We start from the raw sequence: 12387 nt of genomic DNA on the forward strand, positions 1-12387 counted from the left end.
GAGGGGGACCTACCCCACCGTCCCGCCGCCCAGACCCCCCGCGGCCGGGTGGAGCCGATTACAGTTCGGTCACTTGCCGTCCGTGGTGTGGACGATGAGGATGTCGCAGGGCGAACGGTGCGAAAGGTTCGCCGGGACGGAGCCCAAGAGACGTCCGGCCAGGCTGTTGAGCCCGCGGTTGCCGACGACCACCAGGTCCGCGGCGCGCTCCTTGGCGACCCGCGCGATGACGTCGACGGCGTCGCCTTCGACGGCCAGCTCGTCGATGTCCTTGGCGCCCGCCGCGACCGCGCGCTCGCGGGCGGCGCGCAGGGCGTCCTCGGCCGGGGTCGAGCCCTGCACCTTGTAGGCGAGGTCGCCCAGGCGGTCGGAGGCGCTGAGGCGCTCGCGCGTGGGCATGGGGTGGTAGGCGGAGGCGAGCAGCAGCGTGGCGCCGGTGGCGGCGGCAAGCTGGGCGGCCCTGTCGACCGCGCGGAACGAGGTGTCAGAGCCGTCGGTGCCGACGAGAATGGTGCGGTACGCGCTCATGCCGCTCCTTACCGGGGAGTAGTTTCAGGGGGGCACGCTATCGGTCTGATGACCCTCGCGTCACGGGTCAATCTCGTTCCGTGCGTGACGTGCGTCGCAGTGGTCCCAGGAGGCGGACGCTCGCGAGGGAGAGCCGGCCGACCCGGATAAGGTGGGGCACCATGAGCTCTCCCCACCCACAGTCCCTGCGTCAGGCCCTCCAACAGCGTGTCGTCGTGGCCGACGGTGGCATGGGCACGATGCTCCAGGACCGCAACCCCACCATGGACGACTTCCAGGGGCACGAGGGCTGCAACGAGATCCTCAACGTCACCCGTCCCGACATCGTCCGGGCGGTCCACGAGGCCTACTTCGACGCCGGCGTCGACTGCGTCGAGACCAACACGTTCGGGGCCAACTTCGGCAACCTCGGCGAGTACGACATCACCGAGCGGATCGAGGAGCTGTCGGAGGCCGGGGCCCGCATCGCCCGCGAGGTCGCCGACGCCTACGCCACACCTGACCGGCCCCGCTGGGTGATCGGGTCGGTCGGGCCGGGCACCAAGCTGCCCACCCTCGGGCACGTGCCGTTCGCCCTCCTCCGCGACGCCTACCAGCGCAACGTCGAGGGCCTGATCGCCGGCGGCGCCGACGCCGTCCTGGTGGAGACCTGCCAGGACCTGCTCCAGGCCAAGGCCGCGCTGATCGGCGCCAAGCGCGCGATCAAGGCGGCCGGCGCCGACACGGTGCTGATCGGCCAGGTCACCATCGAGCAGAACGGCGCCATGCTCATGGGGTCGGAGATCGGCGCCGCGCTGACCGCGCTGGAGCCGCTGGAGCTCGACCTGCTGGGCCTCAACTGCGCGACGGGCCCGGCCGAGATGAGCGAGCACCTGCGCTACCTGGCCCGGCACGCGCGGATCGGCCTGTCCTGCATGCCCAACGCCGGCCTGCCGGAGCTGACCGCCGACGGCGCCCACTACCCGCTGACGCCGGGCGAGCTGGCCGACGCGCACGACGCCTTCACCCGCGACTTCGGGCTGTCGCTGGTCGGCGGCTGCTGCGGCACCACGCCCGAGCACCTCCGCCAGGTCGTCGAGCGCGTGCGCGGCCGCGAGCTGGCCGACCGCCGCGCCCGCCCGGAGGCCGGCGCCGCCTCCCTCTACCAGCATGTCCCGTTCCGCCAGGACACCTCCTACCTGGCGATCGGCGAGCGCACCAACGCCAACGGCTCCAAGGCGTTCCGCACGGCGATGCTGGAGCAGCGCTGGGACGACTGCGTCAAGATCGCCCGGGAGCAGGCCCGGGACGGCGCCCACATGATCGACCTGTGCGTCGACTACGTCGGCCGCGACGGCGTCGCCGACATGAAGGAGCTGGCCTACCGGTTCGCCACCGCGGCCACCCTGCCGATCGTGCTCGACTCCACCGAGACGCCGGTGCTGGAGGCCGGGCTGGAGATGCTCGGCGGCCGCGCCGTCGTCAACTCGGTCAGCCTGGAGGACGGCGCCGGCCCCGGCTCCAAGATGGAGCGGCTCATGCCGGTCGTGCGCGAGCACGGCGCCGCCGTCGTGGTCATGTGCATCGACGAGGAGGGCCAGGCCCGCACGGCCGGCCGGAAGGTCGACATCGCCGTCCGCACCATCGAGGAGCTGACCGGCACCTGGGGCATGCGCGTCGAGGACATCATCGTCGACTGCCTCACGTTCACCATCGGCACCGGCCAGGAGGAGTCGCGCCGCGACGCCCTGGAGACCATCGAGGCGATCCGCGGGCTCAAGCGCCGCCATCCGACCGTGCAGACGACGCTCGGCCTGTCGAACGTGTCGTTCGGCCTCAACCCGGCCGCCCGCATCGTGCTCAACTCGGTGTTCCTGGCCGAGTGCGTGGACGCCGGGCTCGACTCGGCGATCGTGCACGCCTCCAAGATCCTGCCGATGGCGCGGATCCCCGAGGAGCAGCGCAAGGTCGCTCTGGATCTGGTGTACGACCGAAGGGCGGGGGAGTACGACCCGCTGATCAAGTTCATGGAGCTGTTCGAGGGCGTCGACACCGCGGCGATGAAGGCCGACCGGGCCGCCGAGCTGCTCGGGCTGCCGCTGTGGGAGCGGCTCAAGCGCCGCATCATCGACGGCGAGCTGGACGGCCTCAACGCCGACCTGGACGAGGCCCTCGAGCAGCGGCCCGCCCTGGAGATCGTCAACGACGTGCTGCTGGACGGCATGAAGACCGTCGGCGAGCTGTTCGGCTCCGGTCAGATGCAGCTGCCGTTCGTGCTCCAGAGCGCCGAGGTCATGAAGACCGCCGTCGCCTACCTCGAACCGCACATGGAGAAGAGCGAGGACGGCGGCAAGGGCCGCATCGTGCTCGCCACGGTCAAGGGCGACGTCCACGACATCGGCAAGAACCTGGTCGACATCATCCTGTCCAACAACGGCTACGAGGTCGTCAACCTCGGCATCAAGCAGCCGATGTCGTCGATCCTGGAGGCCGCCAAGAACGAGCGCGCCGACGTGATCGGCATGTCCGGCCTGCTGGTGAAGTCGACCGTGATCATGAAGGAGAACCTGGAGGAGCTCAACTCCCGCGGGCTCTCCTCGGAGTGGCCGGTGCTGCTCGGCGGCGCGGCCCTGACGCGGGCGTACGTCGAGCAGGACCTCGCGGGGCTCTACGACGGCGAGGTCCGCTACGCCCGCGACGCGTTCGAGGGGCTGCGCCTCATGGACGCGTTCATGGCCGTCAAGCGCGGCGAGGACGGCGCCTCGCTGCCGCCGCTGCGCGAGCGCCGGGTCAAGAAGGGCGCCACCCTCAAGGTCACCGAGCCCGAGGACATGCCCGCGCGGTCCGACGTCGCGGCCGACAACAAGGTGCCCTCGGCGCCGTTCTGGGGCGACCGCATCGTCAAGGGCATCCCGCTGGCCGACTACACGGCCTTCCTCGACGAGCGCGCCACGTTCATGGGGCAGTGGGGCCTCAAGCCCGCGCGCGGCGGCGCGGGCCCCTCCTACGAGGACCTCGTCGAGACCGAGGGCCGGCCGCGGCTGCGCATGTGGCTCGACCGCATCCAGACCGAGGGCCTCATCGAGGCCGCGGTCGTCTACGGCTACTTCCCCGCCGTCAGCGAGGGCAACGACCTGGTCATCCTCAACGAGGACGGGTCGGACCGCGAGCGGTTCACCTTCCCGCGCCAGCGCCGCGACCGGCACCTGTGCCTGTCGGACTTCTTCCGCTCGCGCGAGTCGGGCGAGACGGACGTGGCCGCCTTCCAGCTGGTCACCGTCGGGTCCAAGGTCGCCGAGGCGACCGGGGAGCTGTTCGCCAAGGACGCCTACCGCGACTACCTGGAGCTGCACGGCCTGTCGGTCCAGCTCACCGAGGCGCTGATGGAGTACTGGCACACGCGGATCCGGTCCGAGCTCGGCTTCGGCGGCGAGGACGCCGACGACATCGACGACTTCTTCAAGCTGGGCTACCGCGGCGCCCGCTACTCCTTCGGCTACCCGGCCTGCCCCGACCTGGAGGACCGCGCCACGCTCGTGCGGCTGCTCAAGCCCGAGCGGATCGGCGTGTCGCTGTCGGAGGAGCTCCAGCTCGTCCCCGAGCAGTCCGCCGACGCGATGGTGGTCCACCACCCCGAGGCGAAGTACTTCAACACCTGAGCACCGCACCCCGAACGAGAGGAGCCGCGTGAACCCGGCGGGGGGACTGCAGGCCGTACTGGCCGACATGGACGGGACACTGATCGACTCCGAACGGCTCTGGCTGGACGTCGAGAGCGACGTGGTGGCACGGCTCGGCGGCACCTGGACCGAGGCCGACCAGCGGCAGCTGGTCGGCGGCTCGCTGGCGGCCGCCGCGGCCTACATGGTCGCCAAGACCGGCACGGACGTCCCGGCGGAGGAGGTCGGGCGGTGGATGCTGGACGGCATGATCGAGCTGCTCTCGACGCACGTCCCGCTGCTGCCCGGCGCCAAGGAGCTGCTGTGCGGGCTGCACGAGGCCGGTGTCCCGGTCGCGCTGGTCACCTCCAGCCACCGGGCGCTGACCGAGCCCGTGCTCGACGCGATCGGCCGTGACCTGTTCGCGGTCACGGTGGTCGGCGACGAGGTGACGCACACCAAACCGCATCCCGAGCCGTACCTGACCGCCGCCGCGCTGCTCGGCGCCGACCCCGCGCGGTGCGTGGCCATCGAGGACTCGCCCACCGGCCTGGCCTCCGCGCGGGCCGCCGGCTGCGCGACGGTGGCGGTCCCGGGAGTGGTGCCCGCGCCGCCCGCCCCGCGCCGCACGCCGGTGACCTCGCTGCGCGAAGTCGACCTCCCGTTCCTGGCCTCGTTGGTCTCAGACGGCCACTGAGCGGAGACGATCAGCGGCGGCCCTCAGCGGCCATGTGACGGTCCCTGATACCTCCCGGGGTGATCATGCGGGTGGGCTCACGCCTGAGCCCTAGGGGACAGGTCACGCTTGCGGATGACCTGGCCCGGCCGACAACCGTCCGCTCGGAGGAGTGGCCTTCCGTTCCGGACGTGTGACCATGGGGGAGAGCACTACCGCACGGATTGAGGGGCCCGCATGATCGAGTTGATCAGTTATGGCATCACCCTGCTCGGGCTGGTCATCAGCTGGGGTGTGTACAAGCGCCGGGGGGCGGCCTCGGGCATGCGCGGCGCCGCCCTGTCCCTGGTGCCCGCCGCGCTGGCGATGACCGGCGTGACCGACTTCGTGACCGGGCTGGTCTTCAGCCCGGTGAAATGGGCCGGCGTGGTCCTCGCGGGCCTGGCGGTCGTGCTCTACCTGACCTCGGGCGTGATGCTGAGCCGCCGCGCCGAGTCCGGCGAGGCGGTTGCCGAAGGCAAACGCAAGGGCAAGAAGGCGCCGAAGGCCGCCAAGCAGAGCCGGGCCAAGGGCGCCGTGGAGCGGTCCGGCGGCGGCGCGTCCGCCGCGCTGGATCCCGACCTCGCCGAGATCGAGGACATCCTTCGCAACCGCGGCATCAAATAACGGTCCGTGACCGCCGGGCCGGGTGACCACCGGACCCGGCGGCCACGTACGTTCCCATGAGTCACGCCGTCCCGGCGGGCACCTTTCGCGGGCGCCGCGCGGCCGCCCGGCGGCGGCCGCCGGGCCGCTTTCCCCCGCCCCCGATCTCAGTCGATCAACAGGCCAAGCTACGCTTGGCCTGTTTTTCTGTGGCCACCGCCGTTGACCTGCGGAGGATCGGTCTCAGATAGGACTCAGATCGGTAAAGCTTCCCGGTCCCCACGGCGTTTCCACGTGGAGTACCTCGTCCGGCTACGTAATATCTGGGCGGTTTGTCCCGCGTGTTGTGCAGGTCACGTGTGCCCAAGATGACGACGAGATCACAAGTCAGATACGGGTACTAGCAGAGGCCGCCACACGCGATGGACAGTCGTGCCCGAAGGACTAGGTTTCCCTCCAGCAAACACGGCGTAACGGGCACGGGCAGCGGACGATCTCCGCAGCCGCATGACGTTGGGTCGGCGGCGGAGTGGCCAACAGGCCGAACGGCAGGAGGTACGGAGCGTGACCGCACCGATCGAGACGACCGGGTCTGAGGCCGAGGCCCAGCCTGAGGCCGTCCTTGCGGGCGTCGAGCGCAAGGCGATCCAGGGCCGGTCGCTCGGGCAGATCGCCTGGCTCCGGCTCAAGCGCGACAAGGTCGCCATGGCCGGCGGCATTCTCGTGGTGCTGCTGATCGTCATGGCGATCGTGGGGCCGTTCCTGGTGGGCGACCCCAACGAGCCGCACAACAACCTGATCGACCCGACGCTGTCGCGGCCCAAGACCGGCATCATGCACTCGGGCATCAGCGCCGACCACTGGTTCGGCGTCGACCTCCCGGCGGGCCGGGACATGTTCAGCCGGATCGTCAACGGCGCCAAGTACTCGCTGCTGATCTCGTTCCTGGCGACGATGCTGGCGGTCGTGCTCGGCGTCTTCTTCGGCGTCATCGCCGGCTACTTCGGCGGCTGGGTCGACACCCTCATCGCCCGCGCCATGGACATCTTCCTGGCCTTCCCGCTGCTGCTCTTCGCGATCGCCCTCGTCGGCGTCTTCCCGAACAGCGCGTTCGGGCTGGAGGGCAACGGGCTGCGGGTCGCGTTCCTGATCTTCGTGATCGGGTTCTTCAGCTGGCCCTACATCGGCCGCATCATCCGCGGCCAGACCCTGTCGCTGCGCGAGCGCGAGTTCGTCGACGCCGCCCGCAGCATGGGGGCCCGGGCGCCCTACATCCTGTTCCGCGAGCTGCTGCCCAACCTGTGGGCGCCGATCCTCGTCTACGCGACCCTGATGATCCCCACCAACATCATCTTCGAGGCGTCGCTGTCCTTCCTCGGTGTCGGCATCATCCCGCCCACCCCCAGCTGGGGCGGGATGCTGAACGAGGCCAAGGAGGTCTACGAGGTCGCGCCGCACTTCATGTTCTTCCCGGGCATGGCGATCTTCATCACCGTGCTGGCCTTCAACCTCTTCGGCGACGGCCTCCGGGACGCGCTGGACCCGCGGTCCTCGCGCTGACCCCCTCAACCACTGTCCCTCGAGAAACCTCGACCGAACGCACAAGGGAGAGCGAACACAATGAGAAGAACGACACGGAGGGGCATCGCCGTCATGGCGGCCGGCGTCAGCGCCGCCCTCGTGCTCGCCGCCTGCGGCGGCGGGGATGAGGAAGGCGGCGGCAACGGCGTCTTCGACCAGGGCAGCAAGGCGATCGTCAACCCGAGCGACGCCAAGGGCGGCACCCTCCAGATGCTCCGGACGGGCGACTTCGACTCGACCGACCCGGGCAACATGTACTACGCCACGGCGTGGAACTTCAGCCGCCTCTACGCGCGCACTCTGGTGACCTTCAAGTCGGTCGGCGGCCAGGGCAACCTGGAGATCACGCCGGACCTGGCCACGGGCCTCGGCCAGCCGAGCAAGGACCTGAAGACCTGGACCTACAAGCTGCGCCCGGGCATCAAGTTCTCCGACGGCACGCCGGTCACGTCCAAGGACGTGAAGTACGCGGTCGCGCGCAGCAACTACTCGCCCGAGGTCATGGAGAAGGGCCCGGTCTACTTCCGGCAGTACCTGTACAACCCCAACGGCTACAAGGGCCCGTACAAGGACTCCAACCTCGACAACTTCAAGGGCGTCGAGACCCCTGACGACCAGACCGTGGTCTTCAAGCTGGCGGCCCCCTTCGCCGAGTTCGACTACCTGGCCACGATCCCGCAGACCGCTCCGGTCCCCGCGGCCGCCGACGCCGGCGCCAAGGGCGGCGTGAACTACGCCAAGGGCGTCGTGTCCACCGGCCCGTACAAGCTCGACAGCTACGAGCCCGGCAAGTCGATCAAGCTGAGCAAGAACCCGAACTGGGACACCAGCGACCCCAACCGCAAGCAGCTCCTCGACAACATCGAGGTGCAGCTGGGCGTCGCGGCCGACGAGGTCGACAACCGCCAGATCGATGGCAGCGCCCACGTCGACGTGCAGGGCAACGGCGTCAACGCGGCCGCCCGGTCGAAGATCCTCTCCGACCCGGAGCTGAAGAAGAACGCCGACAACCCCAACTCGGGCTTCCTCTGGTACACGGCCATCAGCCGCCAGGTCGAGCCGTTCACCAACAAGGACTGCCGCATCGCGGTCCAGTACGCCGTCGACAAGACCGGCTACCAGGCCGCCTACGGTGGCACCACCGGTGGTGACATCGCCTCCACGGTGATGCCGCCGAGCCTCAAGGCGCACGAGAAGTTCGACCTCTACCCGAACAACGGCGGCAAGGGCGACCCGGTCAAGGCCAAGGAGCACCTGCAGAAGTGCGGTAAGGCGAACGGCTTCACCACCAACATCTCCTACCGCACCGAGCGGCCCAAGGAGAAGGCGGCGGCCGAGTCCGTGAAGGCCGCGCTGGCCAAGGTCGGCATCACCGTCAACATCAAGAACTACCCGGAGGACGGCTACACCGGCGGTGTGGTCGGCGACCCGAAGTTCGTCAAGAAGAACCAGCTCGGCCTGATGGTCTACGGCTGGGCGGCCGACTTCCCGAGCGGTTTCGGCTTCCTGCAGCAGATCACCGACCCGGGCGCGCTCAAGGGCACCGGTAGCTCCAACATCTCGCACATCGACCTCCCGGACATCGCCAAGAAGTTCAAGGAGGTCGTGCAGCTGAAGGACGAGGCCGCGCGCAACAAGGTCTACGCGGAGATCGACAAGGCCGTCATGGAGGACGCGTCGATCGTCCCGATGCTGTACGCGAAGAACCTCTACTACCGGAACCCGAAGATGACGAACGTGTTCATCAACTACGGCTACTCCGGCATGATCGACTACGCCAACCTCGGGCTCGCCAAGTAATTCTGAGAGAGGTGAAGGCAGAGGTGACCGGCGCGGCGGCGTCCTACAGGACGCGCCGCGCCGGTCCCCACCGCCGCTCGAAGTGATCCGATACATCATCCGGCGTCTACTGGTCGCCGTTCTTCTGCTGGCGATCATCAGCCTGGTGACGTTCGGCATCTTCTTCCTGCTGCCGAAGCTGGCGGGTCAGTCGACCGACGACCTGGCGGCGCGCTACCTGGGCCGGGAGGTCACCCCCGAGGGCCTGGCGGGCGTCAAGGCGAAGCTCGGCCTCGAGGACCCGTTCCTCGTCCGTTACTGGGAGTTCGTCCAGGGCATCTTCGTCGGCCAGGAGTACAAGTTCGGCACGAGCATCACCGAGTGTCCCGCGCCGTGCATGGGGTACTCGTACCGCACCAACGAGCCGGTCATGGACCTGCTGCTCGACCGCGCGCCGATCACCTTCTCGATCGCGATCGGCGCCGCCGTCCTGTGGCTGCTGGCCGGCGTCACCATCGGCGTCATCTCGGCGCTGAAGCGGGGGAGCGTCTTCGACCGCGCGTCCATGTCGGCCGCGCTGGCGGGCGTCTCCCTTCCCATGTTCTTCACCGGCCTGGTCTCCATCTGGCTCTTCTGCCGGCAGTTCAAGCTGCTGCCGACGCCGCGGTACCACGAGTTCCTCGACAATCCGGCCACCTGGGCGCAGGCCCTGATCCTGCCCTGGATCACGCTGGCGTTCCTTTACGCCGCGATGTACGCACGGCTCACCCGCGCGGGCATGCTGGAGACCATGGGCGAGGACTACATCCGCACCGCCCGGGCCAAGGGGCTTCCTGAGCGGGCGGTCATCACCAGGCACGGGCTGCGGTCCGCGCTGACCCCCATCATCACGATCTTCGGCCTGGACATCGGCCTGCTGCTGGGCGGCGCCGTGATCACCGAGACCACGTTCTCGTTCGCCGGGCTCGGCCAGCTGATGCTGCAGGGCATCACGCGCAGCGACCTGCCCGTCGCCCTCGGCGTCACGATGGCCACCGGCCTGTTCGTGATCATCGCCAACCTGGTGGTGGACATCCTGTACGCGGTCGCCGACCCGAGAGTGAGGCTGGCCTGATGGCGGGCAAGAAGCGGGACACCGAGATGCGCAACGGCACGGCCGCCGAGCCCGTGGGCTCCCGGCCGCCGGCCGCCTTCCTCGAGACGCGCGACCTGCGGATCCACTTCCCGACCGACGACGGCCTGGTCAAGTCCGTCGACGGGCTGAGCTTCCAGCTGGAACGCGGCAAGACGCTCGGCATCGTGGGCGAGTCCGGCTCCGGCAAGAGCGTCACCAGCCTCGGCATCCTCGGCCTGCACAACCGGCGCAACGCCAGGGTCTCGGGGGAGATCTGGCTGGACGGCGCCGAGCTCGTGGGCGCGAGCGAGGAGCAGGTGCGCCGGCTGCGCGGCCGGAACATGGCGATGATCTTCCAGGACCCGCTGTCCTCGATGCACCCCTTCTACACGGTGGGGCACCAGATCATCGAGGCCTACCGGATCCACAACGACGTCACCAAGAAGGTCGCGCGCAAGCACGCGATCGACATGCTCGGCCGGGTGGGCATCCCCAAGCCGGACCGGCGCGTGGACGACTACCCGCACCAGTTCTCCGGCGGCATGCGGCAGCGCGCGATGATCGCGATGGCGCTGTCCTGCGACCCGGAGCTGCTGATCGCCGACGAGCCGACCACCGCCCTGGACGTGACGGTGCAGGCGCAGATCCTGGACCTGCTGCGGGACCTGCAGCGCGAGTTCAACTCCGCCATCATCATGATCACCCACGATCTCGGGGTGGTCGCCGAGCTGTCGGACGACATCCTGGTGATGTACGGCGGCCGGTGCGTGGAGTACGGCACGGTGGACGACGTCTTCCACGCGCCCGAGCACCCCTACACCTGGGGGCTGCTGGGCTCGATGCCGCGGCTGGACCGGGAGCGCTCGGAGCGGCTGCTGCCGATCAAGGGCACCCCGCCTAGCCTCATCAACCTGCCGTCCGGTTGCGCCTTCAACCCGCGCTGCGCCTACGCTGAACTGAACGGCGGCAAGAGCACGCAAGAGCGTCCCGAGCTGCGAGACGCGGCCCCCGGCCACCGGGTGGCCTGCCACCTGCCCGCCGAGAAGCGCCGGCAGATCTGGAACGACGAGATCGCGCCCAAGCTGTGATGGGGGACAACGTGAGCGAATCCGACAACCGGGCGCCGGAGCCCGAGGACACCCGCCCGGACGCGGCCGCCGCCGCGCCCGCCCCCGAGGGCGCCCCGGCCGGGGCGACCGCGGCCACCGCGGTCAAGCCCCGGGGCGAGGTGCTGCTGGACGTCGAGAACCTCGGCAAGCACTTCCCGGTCACCCAGGGCATCGTCTTCAAGCGCCAGGTCGGGGCGGTGAAGGCGGTCGACGGCGTGTCGTTCTCGGTGCGCAAGGGCGAGACGCTCGGCCTGGTGGGCGAGTCCGGCTGCGGCAAGACAACCACCGGCCGCATGATCATGCGGCTGCTGGAGCCCAGCTTCGGGAAGATCACCTTCGAGGGGCACGACATCACCCACATGTCCCAGCGGGACATGCGGCCGCTCCGCCGCGACATTCAGATGATCTTCCAGGACCCGTACTCGTCGCTGAACCCGCGGCAGACCGTCGGCAGCATCATCGGCGCCGCGTTCCGGCTGCAGGGCGAGCAGCCCAAGCAGGGCCAGCGGGCGGCGGTGCAGGAGCTGCTGGAGATGGTCGGGCTCAGCCCCGAGCACTACAACCGCTACCCGCACGAGTTCTCCGGCGGCCAGCGGCAGCGCATCGGCATCGCCCGCACGCTCGCGCTGCGGCCCAAGCTGATCGTCGCCGACGAGCCGGTGTCGGCCCTCGACGTGTCGGTCCAGGCGCAGGTCGTCAACCTGCTGGAGGACCTGCAGGACGAGCTCGACCTCACCTACGTGGTGATCGCGCACGACCTGTCGGTGGTCCGGCACATCTCCGACCGGGTCGCGGTCATGTACCTCGGCAAGCTCGTCGAGATCGCCGACCGGGCCGACCTGTACGAGCGGCCGATGCACCCGTACACCAACGCGCTGCTGTCGGCGGTGCCGATCCCGGACCCGAGCAAGCGCGAGGGCCGCGACCGGATCCGGCTGCAGGGCGACGTGCCGAGCCCGCTCGACCCGCCGCCCGCCTGCCGCTTCCACACCCGGTGCTGGAAGGCGCAGGACATCTGCAAGCAGGTCGAGCCGCCGCTGGCCGAGCTCAGCCCGGGGCACATGGCCGCGTGCCACTTCCCGGAGAACACCACGGTCAGCGCCACCGACCTGGTGGCCAAGGCCGCGGTGACCCAGAGCTCGGCCCCCGGGCCGGGCGACTCTCCCGCCGGCAAGGACTGATCTCCAGCCGGCAATTATTGACGACCAGCGCACCGACGCCTCCCGGCGGCAGGTGACCGGCCCGCGCGGAACCACTCCGCGCGGGCCGGTGTCTTGTGCCTGACCCACCTTCGTCCTGGATATACCTTCAGCCACA

General features: G+C 69.6%; 9 protein-coding genes. 8 read left to right on the forward strand and 1 reads right to left on the reverse strand.

Going from position 1 to position 12387, the window contains the following annotated elements:
- Positions 1-69: 69 nt before the first annotated feature.
- Positions 70-528 (reverse strand): universal stress protein, encoded by a 459-nt coding sequence (locus tag ACGFNU_RS19515; RefSeq protein WP_392595383.1) that lies wholly within the window; start codon positions 526-528, stop codon positions 70-72.
- Positions 529-689: 161 nt separating this feature from the next.
- Here ACGFNU_RS19515 and metH point away from each other — a divergent pair, with 161 nt between their 5' ends.
- From metH to ACGFNU_RS19555, 8 genes are all read left to right on the forward strand, one after another.
- Positions 690-4166 (forward strand): methionine synthase, encoded by a 3477-nt coding sequence (gene metH / locus ACGFNU_RS19520; protein WP_392595385.1) that lies wholly within the window; start codon positions 690-692, stop codon positions 4164-4166.
- Between the two features lie 28 nt (positions 4167-4194).
- Complete coding sequence (locus ACGFNU_RS19525) at positions 4195-4863, forward strand: HAD family hydrolase (protein ID WP_392595387.1); 669 nt, start codon at positions 4195-4197, stop codon at positions 4861-4863.
- Positions 4864-5079: 216 nt separating this feature from the next.
- Positions 5080-5508 (forward strand): hypothetical protein, encoded by a 429-nt coding sequence (locus ACGFNU_RS19530; protein WP_392595389.1) that lies wholly within the window; start codon positions 5080-5082, stop codon positions 5506-5508.
- A 543-nt stretch (positions 5509-6051) separates the two neighbouring features.
- Positions 6052-7047 carry an ABC transporter permease gene (locus ACGFNU_RS19535; RefSeq protein ID WP_392595391.1) on the forward strand — a complete coding sequence of 332 codons (996 nt, stop codon included), beginning with the start codon at positions 6052-6054 and terminating at the stop codon, positions 7045-7047.
- A 60-nt stretch (positions 7048-7107) separates the two neighbouring features.
- Positions 7108-8868, forward strand: coding sequence for an ABC transporter substrate-binding protein (locus ACGFNU_RS19540; RefSeq protein WP_392595393.1), 1761 nt, complete (start codon positions 7108-7110; stop codon positions 8866-8868).
- An 82-nt stretch (positions 8869-8950) separates the two neighbouring features.
- Complete coding sequence (locus ACGFNU_RS19545) at positions 8951-9961, forward strand: ABC transporter permease (protein ID WP_392595394.1); 1011 nt, start codon at positions 8951-8953, stop codon at positions 9959-9961.
- Positions 9962-9987: 26 nt separating this feature from the next.
- Positions 9988-11049, forward strand: a complete 1062-nt coding sequence (locus ACGFNU_RS19550) for an ABC transporter ATP-binding protein (protein ID WP_392596476.1) — start codon at positions 9988-9990, stop codon at positions 11047-11049.
- 140 nt (positions 11050-11189) lie between these two features.
- Complete coding sequence (locus ACGFNU_RS19555) at positions 11190-12251, forward strand: ABC transporter ATP-binding protein (RefSeq protein ID WP_392596478.1); 1062 nt, start codon at positions 11190-11192, stop codon at positions 12249-12251.
- The last annotated feature ends 136 nt before the right edge of the window (positions 12252-12387 follow it).

Origin of the sequence: Spirillospora sp. NPDC048911, assembly GCF_043198015.1 — a bacterium.
GTDB lineage: Bacteria > Actinomycetota > Actinomycetes > Streptosporangiales > Streptosporangiaceae > Spirillospora.